This is a genomic window from Streptomyces sp. NPDC001270 (genome assembly GCF_042896695.1).
Classification (GTDB): Bacteria; Actinomycetota; Actinomycetes; order Streptomycetales; family Streptomycetaceae; genus Streptomyces.
This window is the reverse complement of the sequence record NZ_JBIAXM010000013.1, coordinates 102,425-118,145: the sequence shown is the minus strand read 5'-3', so window position 1 is coordinate 118,145 and position 15,721 is coordinate 102,425. Positions and strand designations below refer to the sequence as shown.

Genomic DNA, 15,721 nt, shown 5'->3' with positions numbered 1-15,721 from the left:
AGGGCGGTGGTGGGAGACGGGAGGGAGATCGTCCGGGGCGTACCCGGTCGTCCGCCGCGGCGGCGGGTGCCGCATACGGGCGGGACAGCCGGGAAGTAATCAGAGCGGACCGCGCTGTCCGACCGAGTTCAAGGATAGGTGTCCATGCGGACGCGCAGGCTCACGGGCTCTTGCCGCGGCACGCGGCGCTGCCATACTTACGACGCCGTAGGTTACGGAACCGTAGGGACGACCGCTCCGTCCCGTCCGGTTCCGGCGGCCCGGCACCCCGTCTTGGCCCTCGACTCCCCAGGGGACGTCCCATGACCAGTAGTTCCGATGTGATCGAAGACGACCGGAAGGCCACCGACCCCTTGGTCCCGTCCGCCACGCTGGGTGGTGAGCAGAAGCGCTCGATCGAGCAGATCACGCTGCTGCTGTTCATCACCGTCCCGTTCCTCGCGCTGGTCGCGGCGGTGCCGCTGGCCTGGGGCTGGGGGGTCAGCTGGCTGGATCTCGGTCTGCTGGTCTTCTTCTACTTCCTCGGTTGCCACGGCATCACGATCGGTTTCCACCGCTACTTCACCCATGGCTCGTTCAAGGCCAAGCGGCCCTTGCGGATCGCGTTGGCGATCATGGGGTCGATGGCGGTCGAGGGTCCCCTGGTGCGGTGGGTGGCCGATCACCGCAAGCACCACAAGTTCTCCGACGCGGAGGGCGACCCGCATTCGCCGTGGCGTTACGGGGAGAGCGTGCCCGCGCTGATGAAGGGCCTGTGGTGGGCCCATATCGCATGGATGTTCGATGAGGAGCAGACGCCGCAGGAGAAGTACGCGCCGGATCTGATCAAGGACCCGGCGATCCGTGCGGTCTCCCGCCAGTTCGTGCTGTGGACGGTGGTGTCGCTGGCGCTGCCCGCGGTGATCGGCGGCCTGGCCACGATGTCCTGGTGGGGTGCGTTCACCGGGTTCTTCTGGGGGTCGCTGGTCCGGGTGGCGCTGCTGCACCACGTGACCTGGTCGATCAACTCGATCTGCCACGCCGTGGGCAAGCGGCCGTTCCGCTCCCGCGACCGGTCCGGGAACGTGTGGTGGCTGGCGATCCTGTCGTGCGGCGAGTCCTGGCACAACCTGCACCACGCCGACCCGACGTCGGCCCGGCACGGTGTGGAACGCGGTCAGCTGGACTCCTCGGCGTGGTTCATCCGCCGGTTCGAGCGGTTCGGCTGGGCGTACGACGTGCGCTGGCCGTCACGCTCACGTATCGATTCGCGCCGCAACACCGGGGAAGGCGGTTCCGGACGCGGGGCGGAGACCGCGCAGACGGCATGATTGACGCCGTGGCGACCGACTCCAGCACCCCAAGTCCAGAGAAGCCGCGGCGAGCGCGCCGCACCCGCATGACCGGTGCCGAGCGCCGCCAGCAGTTGCTGGAGATCGGTCGCACCCTCTTCGCGGCGAAGGGTTTCGAGGGCACGTCGGTGGAGGAGATCGCGGCGAAGGCCGGGGTTTCCAAGCCGGTGGTCTACGAGCACTTCGGCGGCAAGGAGGGGCTGTACGCGGTGGTGGTCGACCGCGAGATGCGCCGCCTGCTGGACATGGTGACCAGTTCGCTGACGGCCGGCCACCCCCGCGAACTGTGCGAGCAGGCCGCTTTCGCGCTCCTCGACTACATCGAGGAGTACACGGACGGCTTCCGGATCCTGGTCCGTGACTCCCCCATCCCGCAGTCGACGGGTTCCTTCGCCTCGCTCATCTCGGACATCGCCACCCAGGTGGAGGACATCCTGGGCCGCGAGTTCAAGAGCCGCGGTTTTGACCCCAAGCTGGCCCCGCTGTACGCGCAGGCCCTGGTCGGCATGGTCGCGCTGACCGGCCAGTGGTGGCTGGACGTGCGCCGCCCGAAGAAGGCGGAGGTGGCCGCGCACCTGGTGAACCTGGCGTGGCACGGCCTGGACGGCCTGGAGCCGAAGCCGCGGCTGATCGGGCACCGGAGGAGTTAGCGGTGTCCACCACGACCGGGTGTTGATCACCCATGGTGATGACCTCTGCCTGATGCGACGGCTACCGTGGATATCCAGGCCGAGAATCCCGCTCATGGGAGGAATCACCATGACTGCCGAGCCGAGCGCCGCACACGACTCCGAGCCCGGCATCCGCCTGCCTGTGCCGCCGCCCGAGGGTTTCACGGTCGACGACCTGTTCACCCTGCCGGACCTCCCGCCGCACACCGAGTTGATCGACGGGAGCCTGGCTTTTGTGAGTCCGCAGCGTCGTTTCCACGACAAGGTGATGGAACTGCTGGTGAGCGGCCTGCGCTCCACACTGCCGGACAACTTGAGCATCGAACGCGAGATGACCGTGGTCCTGGATCGACGCAATGGTCCTGAACCAGACATCAGCGTCGTCCGTTCGGAGGCAGTCACCGGGTTCGAGCAGACCCGTTTCAAGGCGGAGGACCTGGTACTCGCCGTCGAGGTCGTCTCCCCGGACTCCGAGGCTCGCGACCACCACAGCAAGCCCTTGAAATACGCGACCGCCGGTATCCCGCACTTCTGGCTGGTCGACATGGCCGAGGGAAATCAGCACCCGGTGGTCCGGACCTACGAGCTGGATCCGGTCAGCAGGGCCTACGTGCTCACCGGCATCCACCACGACAAGCTCGAACTCGCCGTGCCGTTCGACATCGACGTCGACATCACGCTGGACGCGCTGAGGCGTCTGTGACGGCCGCCTCCAGGAACTCCAGCCGGTTGCCCACCGGATCCGCGCTGAAGAAGCGCCGGTGACCCGGCAGTTCACCGTCCCAGGTGACGGGTGCGCCGTGGGCGGTGAGGCGGGCGGCGACCGTCTCGATGTCCGTGACCCGCAGTCCGGGGTGCGCCTTGCGCGCGGGGCGGAAGCCGTCCTCGACGCCGATGTGCAGGTGCACGGTGCCGGTCCGGAACCAGCAGCCGCCCATGGCCGCCAGAACCGGCGGTTTCGGGACCTCCGTCATGCCGAGGACGCCCGCGTAGAACGCCCGTAGCCGGTCCTCGGACCCGGCGGGCGCGGCGAGCTGGACATGATCGAGTGCGGCGATCATCCTCACGCCTCCCGCACCGCGACGGCGTACAGCCGCCGGAAGGGCAGGACCGTGCCGTACTCGGTGCTCGGGTACGCCTCGCGCAGCAGGTCGCGGTAGTCGGCGAGGAACGCCTCACGGGCCTCGGGGTCGTCCGCCAGGGCGGTGAGGACGGGTCTGAGGCCGGAGCCCTTGACCCAGTCGAGGACGGGGTCCTCGCCGGTCAGGACGTGGTGGTACGTCGTCACCCATACGTCGGGCGTGCAGCCGAGCCGGGCCAGGCGGTCCAGGTAGACGGCGGGCGGGTGGACGGAGTCGGTGCGGCGCAGGACGTGGGCGAGACGGGACCGCCAGCGGGGGCCGGCGGCGAGTTCGCGCATCAGGGCGTGCAGGGGCGCGTCGATGTTGTCCGGCACCTGGAAGGCGAAGGTGCCGCCGGGAGCGAGGGCGGCCAGCCAGTCGGGGAAGGCGTCCAGGTGGCCGGGGACCCACTGCAGGGTGGCGTTGGAGACGATCACGTCGTACGTCTCGGCGGGCGTCCAGTCGGCGAGGTCGGCGGGGGCGAAGTCGAGGTGGCCGCCGCCGGGTGTGGGGCCGGCGTGGGCCCCGGCGTCGGCGAGCATCTGCGGGGAGCTGTCGTAGCCGGTGATGTGCGCGGTGGGCCAGCGGTCGGCGAGCAGGCGGGTGACGTTGCCGGGGCCGCAGCCGAGGTCGGCGATGCGGGGCGCCCCGGCGGGCGGGTCGGGGACGCGGGCGAGCAGGTCGGTGAAGGCGCGGGCGCGGGGTCCGGCGTACCTGAGGTACTGGGCGGGATCCCAGGTGGCGGGCATGGCGGGCTCCTCGGTTCGTACATCGTTGTGATCGCCACTCTCCTCCCCGATGTACCTCGACGTCAAGAGACTTGAAATGAAGATACTTGATCTCAAGAGACTTAATGTCGACACAACCATTACACTGATCGCCATGGAGGACGAGGTCGATCGGCTGGTCGCGGCGTGGCGCCGGGAGCGCCCGGACCTCGACGTGGAACCCCTTGAGGTGCTGAGCCGGGTGAGCCGGCTGGCCCGGCACCTGGACCGGGCGCGTCGGCTGGCCTTCGCCGAGCATCAGCTGGAGCCCTGGGAGTTCGACGTCCTGACCGCGCTCAGGCGGGCCGGCACGCCCTACCAGCTCTCCCCCGGACAGTTGCTGACCCAGACCCTGGTCACCTCGGGCACGATGACGAACCGCATCGACCGGCTGGCGAAGAAGGGCCTGGTCGAGCGGCTGCCCGACCCCAGCGACCGGCGCGGTGTGCTGGTCCGCCTCACCCCGGAGGGCCAGGACCGCGCGGACGAGGCGCTGGCGGGCCTGCTGGAGCAGGAGCGGGCGATCCTCGCGGAGCTGTCCCGCGCCGAGCGCACCGAACTGGCCGCGCTGCTACGCCAGCTGACCGCCCCGTTCGACAACATCCCTGGTTAGGTCGGCGGGGCCCACCCCGGCCCGGCGGGCCAGGGCCACGGCGGCGAGGGTGGAGTGGACGCCCAGCTTGCCGAGGACGTTCTGCATGTGGGTGCGCACGGTGTGCGGGGACAGGAACAGCCGCTCGGCGACCGCCTTGCGGCCGAGCCCGGCAACCATGCAGCGCAGCACCTCCCGCTCCCGCGGGGTGAGCGACTCGACCAGCCGCTCGCTCTCGGTGCGGTGCTTGCGCGCGGCGGTCAGCTCGCGCAGCACGCCGGTGAGCAGCGCGGGCGGCAGATGCGTCTCGTCGCGCAGCACGCCCCGGATGACGTTGAGCAGCCGGGACAGTGAGCAGTCCTTGGCGACCCAGCCGGACGCGCCGGCTTGCAGGGCGAGTGCGGCGCGGCGGGCCTCGTCCCGTTCGGCGAGGACGACGGTCCGCACCCCCGGGTACGCCGAGCGGGCCCCCGCGACCAGCGAGATCCCGTCCACCAGGCCCTCTTCGTTGCTCGCCTGCACCGGCACCGCTGCTCGCGCGCCGGGCAGGTGGCCGCCCAGATCGGCGTCGACGAGCAGCACGTCGAAGCGGCGGCCCTCACCGGCCGCCCGCTCCAGGCTGCGCAGCGCCGCCGGGCCGCTGCCGGCCGCGGAGACCTCCACGTCCGGTTCGGCGGCCAGAGCCGCGGCGAGCGACTCGGCGAAGATGCGGTGGTCGTCGACGACCAGGACTCGGATACGCACCATGAAACCCCCTTCCCCATGCTCTCGACGAGCAGGGGATGCCCCCAAAGGTCAGACGGACGACGACCTCGCGGGTACGACGCTGTGGCTGGCGGAATCGACCACACGGCCGCCGCCGTGCTGTCACTGCTACCCCCACCCGGGGCGTCGTACCCGCCTGTCTCGCCCCCTGATCGGCACCGGCCCCCACCGGTGCTGCTCCTCAGGGTACGGATGGGGGCCGGAAGGGGAAGCGGATTCGCAGAACTCGCCGTCCGACGCGTTTATGGTGTGCCGCATGTTTCGTATTGAGGCAGAAGTCGACAAGGCCCGACGTGATCTGCTCCGGTCCCGGCTGCGGAACACCAATACGGCGGCGTCCCCCGTCCTGGCCGCCCTGAGCGGCACGCCCGGCGCACGCGAAGTCCCCTTGCACGTCTGGGCGTTGGACGCCTCGGGGGAGCTGGCCGGCGGGCTGGTCGGCCACACCTGGGCGGCCTGGCTGCATCTGACGTACCTCTGGGTCGACGCCCGGCACCGTCGCGCGGGCCTCGGCGCCCGTCTGCTCACGGAGGCGGAGCGGCTGGCCGGGGAGGGCCGCGGCTGCCGGGCGGCGCGGGTGGAGACCTGGGACTTCCAGGCGCCGGAGTTCTACCGGAAGCAGGGGTTCGAGGTGGTGTGCGTGATCCCGGACTATCCGCCGGGGGTCACGGAGTACACGCTGACGAAGGCGTTGGTCCCCGCCTAGTGCTCTCCTGGTGTTCCGGCCCCGTCTCCCGCGCGGGGGCGGAGCCCGGCGCGGTCCTCAGACGCGGACCGTCGTCTTGCCGCGCGCGCCGCCGGCCATGATCTGCGGAAGTGCCTCGGGAAGCTGTTCGAGCGTGACCGTCCGCCGCACGGGGACCGTGATCCGGCCCTCGGCGGCCTCGGCGGTGATCCGGGCCAGCAGGCCCGGCTTGTCCCGCAGCTGGTAGTCGGTCACGCGGATCCGCTCGGACGCGAGCAGGTCCGGCGAAGCCATGACGGTGACGGAGTTGGTCTCGCCTCCGTCGCGGACGAGCGCTGTGTACTCGGCGAACGCGCCCACCGAGGCGAACTGCGACACCGCGCTGGAGCGGATGAAACAGGAACGGGACCGGCTGACCGAGCACATCGCCGATCTCACCCGCGCCCGGAACACGCTCGACGAACTCATGGTCACCAACCGGGCGCACCGCACGGCTCTGCGGGCGGCCCGCTGACGCCGCGGATCAGGTGGTTGCCGGGGGCGGCCGTCCCGGTGCGGGAAGGCGGGGCGGCGGTGTGCTGCCGCGCGGGTCGGGCCGGCGACGGCACCGAGCCGGTTCCGCGACGGCCGGGCGGTCGCCGTCGTCACGGGACGGGCGTCCGGGACCGGCACGGCCGCGCGCACGGGGCGGGCCGGTGCCGGCGGAATCGGGCGCAGTGCGGTACGGCAGAACGCGGCCGGCAGGAAGGGCCGTGTCAGGTTCGCTGCCGACGCCCCTGGTCCCTCAGGGCGGCAGGCGGTCCCGGCGCACGTCGGCCTCGTACGACGCACAGGCGGGGGGGGGGGGGGGGGGGGGGGGGGGGGGGGCCCCCCCCCCCCCCCGGCCGGGGGGGGGGGGCGGCCGGGGCCGCGGGCGCCGGGCCCCCCCCGCCCGCGGTCAGCTCAGCCTGCGCGCTCCGGCCGAGGGCACCGCCTCGAAGGTGCGCGGCGCGGTGAAGCCCGCCGTCTCGAACGCCGCCTGAACCGCCTTGGTGATCGCTTCGACGTCGGACTCCTCGGCGAGGACGATCGCCGAGCCGCCGAAGCCGCCGCCGGTCATCCGCGCGCCCAGCGCGCCCGCCTCCAGCGCCGTGTCGACCACCAGGTCGAGTTCGGGGCAGGAGATGCGGAAGTCGTCCCGCAGGGACGCGTGGCCCTCGGTCAGGACCGGGCCGATGGCGCGGGTGTCGCCGGACTCCAGCAGGGACACGACCCGCTCCACCCGCTGGTCCTCGGTGACGATGTGGCGCACCAGGCGGCGCACCTCCTCGTCGTCGCCGAGCCGGGCGAGCGCGGCGTCGAGACCGTCGTAGGGCACGTCCCGCAGGGCGTCCACGCCGAGCAGGGCCGCGCCCTTCTCGCAGCCGGCCCGCCGCTTGCCGTACTCGCCGTCGCTGTGGGCGTGCTTGACCCGGGTGTCGACGACCAGCAGGCGCATGCCCTCGGCGGCCAGGTCGAAGGGGATCTGCTGCTGGGAGAGGTCGCGGGTGTCGAGGAACAGGGCGTGGCCCTGCTCGCAGCACGCGGACGCGGTCTGGTCCATGATGCCGGTGGGCGCGCCGACGTAGACGTTCTCGGCGCGCTGGCACAGGCGGGCCAACTGCCAGCGTTGCAGGCCGAGTTCGTAGAGGTCGTTGAGGGCCAGCGCGACCACGACCTCCAGTGCCGCCGACGACGACAGGCCCGCGCCCGTGGGGACCGTCGAGGACAGGTGGATGTCGGCGCCGGTCACCGGGTGGCCCGCCTCGCGCAGCGCCCAGACCACGCCCGCGGGGTACGCGGTCCAGGTCCGGTCGGTCTCCGGGGCCAGCGCGTCGAGCCGGAGTTCCACGGCCGGGCCCGCGCCGCCTTCGATGTCCGCCGAGTGCAGCCGCAGCACGCCGTCCGTGCGGCGGGTCACGGCGGCCGTCGTCACGTGCGGCAGCGCGAACGGCATGACGAAGCCGTCGTTGTAGTCGGTGTGCTCGCCGATCAGGTTGACCCGGCCCGGCGCCGACCAGACTCCCTCGGGTTCTGCTCCGTACAGTCGGGCGAAGTCCTCCCGGACCTGCTGTGCCCCCACTGCTGACTCCATCTACTGCCCCCTGGAGATGTGCTGGGCGAACTCCCACGCGTCCGCGACGATGCCCGCGAGGTCCGCGCGGGACGGCCGCCAGCCGAGCTTCTCGCGGGCCGTGGCGGCCGAGGCCACCAGGACCGCCGGGTCGCCGCCGCGGCGGGGGGCGACGACCTCCGGAATGGGGTGGCCGGTGACCCGGCGGACGGTCTCGACGACCTCGCGGACCGAGAAGCCGTTGCCGTTGCCGAGGTTGCAGATCAGGTGCTCGCCGGCGGTGGCGGACCGCAGCGCCAGCAGATGGGCCTCGGCCAGGTCGGCGACGTGGATGTAGTCGCGGACGCAGGTGCCGTCGGGCGTCGGGTAGTCGTCGCCGTAGACGGAGATGGCCTCGCGCCGGCCCTGGGCGACCTGGAGCACGAGCGGGATCAGGTGCGACTCGGGGTCGTGGCGCTCGCCGTACGCGCCGTACGCGCCGGCCACGTTGAAGTAGCGCAGGGAGACCGCAGCGAGGCCGTGCGCCGTCGCCTCGCTCGTGATCATGTGGTCGACGGCGAGCTTGGTGGCGCCGTAGGGGTTGGTGGGCCGGGTGGGGGCGCTCTCCACGATCGGGACCTGCTCGGGCTCGCCGTAGGTCGCCGCCGTGGAGGAGAAGACCAGCCGGCGCACGCCCGCGTCGCGCATCGCGCCGAGCAGCGCCATGGTGCCGCCGACGTTGTTGTTCCAGTACTTCTCGGGCTTCGTGACCGACTCGCCGACCTGGGAGGAGGCGGCGAAGTGCAGCACGGCGTCGTAGGAGGAGTCGAGCCACTTGGCGGCGTCGCGGATGTCGCCCTCGACGAAGGCCGCGTCGGCGGGGACGCCCGCGCGGAAACCGGTGGAGAGGTTGTCGAGGACGGTGACCTCGTGACCGGCCTCCAGCAGGTGCTGGGCCACCACGCTGCCGACATAGCCCGCACCGCCGGTGACCAGATACTTGCTCATTGACTCGCTACCTCTCGCAGTCGCTCGGCCGCGCGCTCCGGCGGCACGTCGTTGATGAACACGCTCATGCCCGACTCGGAACCCGCGAGGAACTTCAGCTTGCCCGAAGTCCGGCGAATGGTGAAAAGCTCCAGGTGAAGCGCGAAGTCGTCGCGCGTCACACCGTCGAACTCGTCCAGCGCGCCGAACGGGGCCTGGTGCCAGGCCGCGATGTAGGGCGTGCCGGGCTCGCCCGTGGGGTTGCCGCCCGCGGAGTTCTCGGCCACGGTCCGCTCCCCTCCCGTCCGCTCGTCGAAGATCCGGTCGAAGCGCCTCAAGAGTTCCAGATAAACCTTGGGGAATTCTGAGCGCGCGGCCTCGTCGAGTCCCAGCAGATCGGGCACCCGGCGCTTCGGGTACAGGTGGATCTCGTACGGCCAGTGCGCAGCGTACGGCACGAAGGCCACCCAGTGGTCCCCCTCCAGGACGACCCGTTCGCCGGCGAGTTCGCGCGCCAGGACGGCGTCGAAGAGGTTCTCGCCGCCGGTCGCTTCCTTATGAGTTGCCAGTGAACGCAGCATCAGCGCGGTGCGCGGGGTGGTGAAGGGGTAGGCGTAGATCTGGCCGTGCGGGTGGCCGAGCGTGACGCCGATCTCCTCGCCGCGGTTCTCGAAGCAGAACACCTGTTCCACGGAGGGGAGATGGGAGAGTTCCGAGGTCCGGTCGGTCCACGCGTCCAGGACCAGCCGGGCCTGCTCCTCGCCCAGGTCCGCGAAGGAGGCGTCGTGGTCCGAGGTGAAGCAGACCACCTCACACCGGCCCGAGTCGCCGGCCAGCGACGGGAAGCGGTTCTCGAAGACGACGACGTCGTACGAGGAGTCCGGGATCTCGCTGAGCCGGCCCTCGCGCGTGGGGCACAGCGGGCACTGGTCGGCCGGCGGGTGGTAGGTGCGGCCCTGCCGGTGCGAGGCGATGGCGACGGCGTCGCCGAGCAGGGGGTCGCGGCGGATCTCGGAGGTCGTCGCGGTCGCGTCGAGCGGCCGCTGGTCCACCGCGTCGCGCACCGTGTCGTCGAGCAGGTCGTAGTAGATCAGCTCACGACCGTCGGCCAGCCGGGTCGAGGTCTTCTTCACGCCGGACTCCTCTATGTCCGCACCCAATCAATCAACACAATCAAACATAACAAACCAGAACCCGTCGCCACCACGACGATCACAATCCAACAAAGAACACCATCCGAACCCTTCAACACCTGAACGCCGAGGCATAGGTTCCGCTACGTATCAGTTCGCGCAACGAAGCGAGTACTCATGCATACCCCCACACAAACCCCCACATATCTGGCAGCAGAGTTGCGGCTTCCCACCAACTGGCTCGACTACACGATCCTGGCGATCTACTTCGTCGTCGTGCTGGGCATCGGTTTCGCCGCGCGCCGGTCGGTCAGGACCAGCCTGGACTTCTTCCTCTCCGGGCGCTCGCTGCCCGCCTGGATCACCGGCCTCGCCTTCATCTCCGCCAACCTCGCCGCCACCGAGATCCTCGGCATGGCCGCCAACAGTGCCCAGTACGGCGCCTACACCGTCCACTGGTACTGGATCGGCGCCATCCCGGCCATGGTCTTCCTCGGCCTGGTGATGATGCCGTTCTACTACGGCAGCAAGGTCCGCTCGGTCCCCGAGTTCCTGCTGCTGCGCTTCGACCGGTCCGCCCACCTGCTGAGTTCGATCCTGTTCGCGTTCGCCGCCATTCTGATCGCCGGTGTGAACCTCTACGCCCTGGCGATCGTCGTCGAGGCCCTCCTCGGCTGGCCGCAGTGGGTGGCGATCGCGGTCGCCGGCCTCTTCGTGCTGGCCTACATCACCCTCGGCGGGCTGTCCTCCGCGATCTACAACGAGGTCCTTCAGTTCTTCGTGATCCTGGCCGCCCTCATCCCGATCACCATCCTCGGCCTGAAGAAGGTCGGCGGCTGGGGCGGCCTGACCGACAAGCTCACCGCGGCCCACGGGGACAACTTCACCACCGCGTGGGGCGGCACCGGCATCGGGCACGTCAACCCGCTCGGCGCCAACTGGCTGACCATCGTCCTCGGCCTCGGCTTCGTCCTGTCCTTCGGCTACTGGACGACCAACTTCGCCGAGGTGCAGCGCGCCCTGTCCGCGAAGAACCTCTCGGCCGCCCAGCGCACCCCGCTGATCGCCGCGTACCCGAAGATCTTCATCGTCTTCCTGGTGATGATCCCGGGCCTGGTGGCCGCCGCGCTGGTACCGAACATCGGCACCTCGTCCTCCGGGCTCCAGTACAACGACGCCATCCCCTACCTGATGCAGGAACTGCTGCCCAACGGCGTGCTCGGCATCGCGGTGACCGGCTTGCTGGCCGCGTTCATGGCCGGTATGGCGGCCAACGTCTCGTCGTTCAACACGGTCTTCACGAACGACATCTGGGCCAAGTACGTGATCAAGGGCCGCGAGGACGCGTACTACGTCCGCTTCGGCCGGCTGATCACCGCGATCGGCGTGCTCGCCTCGATCGGCACGGCGTTCCTGGCGTCCTCGTTCTCGAACATCATGAGCTATCTCCAGACGCTGTTCTCCTTCTTCAACGTGCCGATGTTCGTGGTCTTCATCGTGGGCATGTTCTGGAAGCGCGCCTCCGCGAAGTCCGGCTTCTGGGGCCTGCTCGCCGGCACCGTGACCGCGATGGTCAACTACTTCGTGATGTACAAGAAGGACATCATCAGCATCCCCTCCGACCAGGGCGCCAACTTCGTCTCCGCCATCGCGGGCTTCGTCGCCGGTGCCGTCGTCATGGTCGCGGTGTCGCTGTTCACCAAGCCGAAGCCGGCCGACCAGTTGCAGGGACTGGTCTACGGCACCAGGTCCCCCGGGATGACCGAGGCCCCCGCCGCCGGCGACAACGCCTGGTACCGCAGGCCGGCCCTCCTGGGCTGGGGCGCCGTGATCCTGGCCGCCGCCTGCTACATCCCGTTCTCGTTCTGACGGCCACCGAAGGGAGTCTGAGCAACCATGACCGAGCACTCCGGGCAGTCCGGATTCTCCGAGCAGGACCTCCAGCGGGAAGTCACCGAGCTGGAACAGAAGTCGGCAACCGCCGCCCGCATCTTCGACCTGCGCCGCATCATCGGCGGCCTGTTCGTCCTCTACGGCGTCATCGTCACGATCGTCGGCATCACCGACTCGCAGTCCGCCATCGACAAGGCGCAGGGCGTCAACATCAACCTGTGGACCGGCATCGGGATGCTGATCCTCGGCCTGTTCTTCCTGGCCTGGCTGAAGCTCCGCCCGACCCCGCCGCCGGTCCCCGCGGAGACGGAGCAGGACACCACCGGGCCTGAGTGACGGCGCCTCCGGCGGTGGTACGTCCGGTGGCGATGCCTCCGGAGGTGACGCCCTGGGTGGTGGTGCCTCCGGGGGATGCCGGGGACGCCGGGGATGCCTCCGGAGGCGACGCACCCCGTCGGGCGCGTGATCAGAGGGGATCAGGGCGGATCACGGAGGAAGCAGAGGGAATCAGGGGGAATCAGAGAGGAAGGGTACGGAGCCGCTATAACTCCGGCTGCGGCTCCGGCCCCTGCCCCGCGTGCGGTGCGTGCGACGTGCCGTCGGGCAGTGGACCGGCCCGGTCCAGCAGGCCGGTGCGGGCGGCCAGGGCCGCCGCCTCCAGGCGGGAGCCCACGCCCAGTTTCATGAGCACCCGCTGGACGTGCGTCCGGGCGGTCGACGGGGCGATGCCCATCCCGGCGGCGATCAACCGGGTGTCCTCGCCGTCCGCGACCCGGACCAGGACCTCCACCTCGCGCGGGGTGAGCATCTGCAACAGCCGCTGGCCCTCGTCGTCGGGCTGGGCGGCGGGGTTCAGCAGCTCGCCGAAGGCGCCCTGGAGCAGTTGCGGTGCGACGGCCGCCTCGCCGGTCCGGGCCTTCATGATGGCCCGCTCGACCCCCTCGATCCGCTCGTCGTGCCGCACGTACCCGGACGCACCGGACGCGAACGCCGCGGCGATCCCGCGCGGGGACGGCACCGGACCCAGGACCACCACCGCGACCTGCGGACGCTCCCGCTTGATCTTCACCACCGGGTCGAAGGTCCCCGGCTCGGCCGGTGCCGCCGTACCCAGCAGGCACACCTCGGGCGCGCGGCTGATCACCAGATCCGCCGCGCCCACGGACGGCGCCGCCGCGGCGAGCACCCGGTGCCCGCGCAGCTTCAGTGCCGAGGCCAGTGCCTCCGCGAGCAGTCGATGGTCGTCGACGACGATGAGCCGCACTCCCATGGAGCAACCCCCCAGTCCCCCCTACGGAGCCCCCACTATGGATGCCCACCGGTCCACATGGACAGAGGGCCCCCCGGCACCTCGTCCTTCATGCCCCCGGAAGCTACACGCTTGTTCGACGTTCCGCTGCCCCTACAGATGAGAAGTGCCCCGGATCGGAGGAATCTCTTGCTTTTCTGGCATTCGACGGTGACGAGCGGGACCGTTCAGCCGCCGGTTCCCGCGCCGAACGCGACCACCAGATACTCCTTGCCGTACGTGGCGGACGCCTTGTGGGCGAACACCGCCGACAGGTACAGGCGGCCCCGCGCGTAGCGGATCTCCGCGTACTCCGGTGACAGCCGGGTCTCCGCGTCGCGCACCGCCCGGGTGGCCGGGTTCTCCAGCAGCTCGGTCTCCTTGAAGGAGTTGCCGTCGATGCTGACGATCCGACCGCCCTTGTCGTACGGCGGGCGCTTGTACGCGAGCAGGTTGCCGCCGTCCATGCGCAGCGGGCTGATCGTGCAGCCGTCGCCGGCGTCCGCGCGCTGGCCGGTCTGTTCGCCGGTGGCCAGGTCGAAGGCGACGATCTCGTTGGTCCGGTTGCGCGGACCGCCGCCGTCGTGCTGCTCGGTCGGCACGTACAGCCGGTCGCCGCCGACGACGATCTGCCGGCAGTACTCGATCCGGGCGGCGCCGTCGCAGCGGCCCGCGTAGGAGTCGCCCGGCGCGGAGATCCTGGCGCGCAGCCTGCCAGTCCGGCCGTCGATGGAGAAGTAGTCGGAGACGCCGCTGCCGTCGCCCGCGCTGTCGCCGACGTCGGCGGCCACCACCAGCGGGTCGGTCGAGACGATCGACGCGTACTCGATGCCCGCGGTCATCCGGTACTCGGAGAGCACCTTCCCGGACGTCGGTTCGAGGGTCTGGATGTGCAGCCGGCGGTTGCCGTAACTGCCGCACTTGCGGACCGAGACCAGGCTGTCGCCACCGCCGTATCCGGCGTCGTAGCAGGTGTCGGCCGGCTGCGGCTGCCAGAGCAGCTTTCCGGAGGACATGTCGAAGGCGGCGCCGCCGCCGGTGCTGCCCACGGCGACCGTGTTCCGGGCGAGGGTGACGTTATCGAAGTTGATCAGCTTGTCACCGGACTTGACCGTCTTCGTCCAGAGCTTGGTTCCCGCGTCGAGGTCGATCACGGCGACCTGGCTGCACCCCTTGGAGGAGTTCTTCGCCGGCATCCCCGGCTGGAAGACGACCGCGGTCCTGTCGTCCGAGGTGATGTGCTCGGTGACCGAGCACACCGGGCCGGGCAGCTTGACCGTCCACAGCTCGGTGCCCTTCGCGGGGTCGTAGCCGACGATCTCGGCGATGCCGCTCTTGGCGTACACCTTGTCGGTGAGCCAGGAGCCGGAGGTGACGACCGTGTCGTCGGCGGTGGGCAGCGGGACCTGGAAGAGGACCTTGGAGGCGGTGTCCGCCGGCGCCTTCTCCTTGCCGCTGGTGCCCCCGGTGCCGCCGTCCTCGGCGCCCTTGCCGCCGCTGCCGCCGCTGGAACCGGCCGTGTCCTCCTTCTTTCCGGCGTCGTCACCGGACGACTTCGCGTACAGCAGACCGCCGCCCACGATCAGCGCGATGGCGACGACCGCCGACACGATGATGACCAGCGGCGCCCTGGACTTGCGCGGGCCGCCGGGCGATCCGTACTGCGGCTGCGGGGGCGGGGGCACGACCGACTGGCCCGGGGGGCCGTAACCGGGTTGCTGGGCGTACGGCCCCGGCTGCTGGGCGTACGGCCCCGACTGCTGGGGGTGTCCGTACGGGCCGCCGGGCTGGGCGTAAGGGCCCGGCTGGGCATAAGGGCCGGGCTGGACATCAGGACCGGTGTGGCTGTGAGGGCCGGGCTGGGCGTAAGGGCCCGGTTGGGCGTAGGGGCCCGGTTGGGCATAAGGGCCGGGTTGCGGTGGGGAGCCGGGTTCCGGTTGGTGGTGCGGCGGGGACGGCGGCTGGGCGGGCGGGGTCTGCGGGGCCCCGGGTCCGCCGTCCTGCGGTGGTCGGCCCTGCGGTGGTCCGAAGCCGCCGTGCGGCGGCTGGTCGGGCGGCTGAGTCATCAGCGCTGCTCCCCCTCGTTCACTGACTTTTAGCCACGCCCTGAGGCTCACGATGGGCCCAAGGCCGCTCTCGGATGGTTCTGAGTCGGCCCTTTCTACCACCCGGATCCGGCCGCCGAAGGAACCCGAGTCGGCGCTGTTCCCAAGGGTGGACCGGCCCGTGATGCCGCCGTTACGAGCCTGCACGCCCCCTGCACGCGGCGCTCGCGAGGGCCGCGCCCCGGCGCGTACGGCGGCATACGACGGCTCCCGACCGACCCGCGCGCAACCGGGGAACGGACAGGAACGGAACGGAACGGACCGGACCGGACCAGGGAACAGGCCGGGGCGGACCGGGCCGGGGACGGACCA

General features: G+C 70.8%; 17 protein-coding genes. 8 read left to right on the top strand and 9 right to left on the bottom strand.

The annotated features are described in order from the left end of the window. The first annotated feature begins 302 nt into the window (after positions 1-302). The 3 genes from ACFY2B_RS22755 (at position 303) to ACFY2B_RS22745 (ending at position 2,705) form a co-directional block, all read left to right on the top strand. A complete protein-coding gene (locus tag ACFY2B_RS22755; RefSeq protein ID WP_390764902.1) occupies positions 303-1,310 on the top strand; it encodes an acyl-CoA desaturase in 1,008 nt (335 codons plus the stop codon). Beyond that, on the top strand, positions 1,307-1,981 hold the full coding sequence (locus tag ACFY2B_RS22750; RefSeq protein WP_390764901.1) for a TetR family transcriptional regulator: 675 nt from the start codon (positions 1,307-1,309) through the stop codon (positions 1,979-1,981). Before ACFY2B_RS22755 ends, ACFY2B_RS22750 begins: the two co-directional genes overlap by 4 nt. Positions 1,982-2,090: 109 nt before the next feature. Beyond that, positions 2,091-2,705, top strand: coding sequence for a Uma2 family endonuclease (locus tag ACFY2B_RS22745; RefSeq protein WP_390764900.1), 615 nt, complete (start codon positions 2,091-2,093; stop codon positions 2,703-2,705). On the opposite strand, the gene ACFY2B_RS22740 is transcribed toward ACFY2B_RS22745, so the two are convergent. After that, positions 2,677-3,063: a VOC family protein gene (locus tag ACFY2B_RS22740; RefSeq protein ID WP_390764899.1), complete on the bottom strand. Its 387-nt coding sequence runs from the start codon at positions 3,061-3,063 to the stop codon at positions 2,677-2,679. The two genes, ACFY2B_RS22745 and ACFY2B_RS22740, sit on opposite strands and share 29 nt — an antisense overlap. 2 nt (positions 3,064-3,065) lie before the next feature. After that, entirely contained in the window at positions 3,066-3,872 is an 807-nt protein-coding gene (locus tag ACFY2B_RS22735) for a trans-aconitate 2-methyltransferase (protein WP_390764898.1), read from the bottom strand. A gap of 133 nt (positions 3,873-4,005) precedes the next feature. Here ACFY2B_RS22735 and tamR point away from each other — a divergent pair, with 133 nt between their 5' ends. Continuing rightward, complete coding sequence (gene tamR / locus ACFY2B_RS22730; RefSeq protein WP_390764897.1) at positions 4,006-4,503, top strand: MarR family transcriptional regulator TamR; 498 nt, start codon at positions 4,006-4,008, stop codon at positions 4,501-4,503. On the opposite strand, the gene ACFY2B_RS22725 is transcribed toward tamR, so the two are convergent. Further along, a complete protein-coding gene (locus ACFY2B_RS22725) occupies positions 4,462-5,229 on the bottom strand; it encodes a LuxR C-terminal-related transcriptional regulator (RefSeq protein WP_390764896.1) in 768 nt (255 codons plus the stop codon). The two genes, tamR and ACFY2B_RS22725, sit on opposite strands and share 42 nt — an antisense overlap. Before the next feature lie 262 nt (positions 5,230-5,491). Here ACFY2B_RS22725 and ACFY2B_RS22720 point away from each other — a divergent pair, with 262 nt between their 5' ends. Beyond that, positions 5,492-5,953 (top strand): GNAT family N-acetyltransferase, encoded by a 462-nt coding sequence (locus ACFY2B_RS22720; protein ID WP_390764895.1) that lies wholly within the window; start codon positions 5,492-5,494, stop codon positions 5,951-5,953. Positions 5,954-6,010: 57 nt separating this feature from the next. On the opposite strand, the gene ACFY2B_RS22715 is transcribed toward ACFY2B_RS22720, so the two are convergent. After that, positions 6,011-6,226 carry a zinc-binding dehydrogenase gene (locus ACFY2B_RS22715; protein WP_390764894.1) on the bottom strand — a complete coding sequence of 72 codons (216 nt, stop codon included), beginning with the start codon at positions 6,224-6,226 and terminating at the stop codon, positions 6,011-6,013. Between ACFY2B_RS22715 and ACFY2B_RS22710 the strand changes: the two genes are divergently transcribed. Beyond that, positions 6,225-6,446, top strand: a complete 222-nt coding sequence (locus ACFY2B_RS22710; RefSeq protein WP_390764893.1) for a hypothetical protein — start codon at positions 6,225-6,227, stop codon at positions 6,444-6,446. The genes ACFY2B_RS22715 and ACFY2B_RS22710 overlap by 2 nt on opposite strands. A 423-nt stretch (positions 6,447-6,869) precedes the next feature. On the opposite strand, the gene galK is transcribed toward ACFY2B_RS22710, so the two are convergent. The 3 genes from galK to ACFY2B_RS22695 are packed head-to-tail and all read right to left on the bottom strand — an operon-like array spanning position 6,870 to position 10,123. Further along, positions 6,870-8,033 (bottom strand): galactokinase, encoded by a 1,164-nt coding sequence (gene galK, locus ACFY2B_RS22705; protein WP_390765048.1) that lies wholly within the window; start codon positions 8,031-8,033, stop codon positions 6,870-6,872. 12 nt (positions 8,034-8,045) lie between these two features. Beyond that, complete coding sequence (gene galE / locus ACFY2B_RS22700; RefSeq protein ID WP_390764892.1) at positions 8,046-9,011, bottom strand: UDP-glucose 4-epimerase GalE; 966 nt, start codon at positions 9,009-9,011, stop codon at positions 8,046-8,048. After that, positions 9,008-10,123 carry a galactose-1-phosphate uridylyltransferase gene (locus ACFY2B_RS22695; protein WP_390764891.1) on the bottom strand — a complete coding sequence of 372 codons (1,116 nt, stop codon included), beginning with the start codon at positions 10,121-10,123 and terminating at the stop codon, positions 9,008-9,010. The genes galE and ACFY2B_RS22695 overlap by 4 nt, the downstream gene beginning before the upstream one ends. 177 nt (positions 10,124-10,300) lie before the next feature. On the opposite strand from ACFY2B_RS22695, the gene ACFY2B_RS22690 reads away from it, so the two are divergent. Further along, positions 10,301-11,992 (top strand): sodium:solute symporter family protein, encoded by a 1,692-nt coding sequence (locus tag ACFY2B_RS22690; RefSeq protein WP_390764890.1) that lies wholly within the window; start codon positions 10,301-10,303, stop codon positions 11,990-11,992. A gap of 27 nt (positions 11,993-12,019) precedes the next feature. Beyond that, positions 12,020-12,352, top strand: coding sequence for a hypothetical protein (locus ACFY2B_RS22685; RefSeq protein WP_390764889.1), 333 nt, complete (start codon positions 12,020-12,022; stop codon positions 12,350-12,352). Between the two features lie 205 nt (positions 12,353-12,557). Here ACFY2B_RS22685 and ACFY2B_RS22680 read toward each other — a convergent pair whose 3' ends face one another. Together ACFY2B_RS22680 and ACFY2B_RS22675 are read right to left on the bottom strand one after the other, a co-directional pair. Beyond that, positions 12,558-13,286, bottom strand: a complete 729-nt coding sequence (locus ACFY2B_RS22680) for a LuxR C-terminal-related transcriptional regulator (RefSeq protein WP_390764888.1) — start codon at positions 13,284-13,286, stop codon at positions 12,558-12,560. Positions 13,287-13,492: 206 nt separating this feature from the next. Next, positions 13,493-15,370, bottom strand: a complete 1,878-nt coding sequence (locus ACFY2B_RS22675) for a PQQ-binding-like beta-propeller repeat protein (protein WP_390764887.1) — start codon at positions 15,368-15,370, stop codon at positions 13,493-13,495. Between the last annotated feature and the right edge of the window lie 351 nt (positions 15,371-15,721).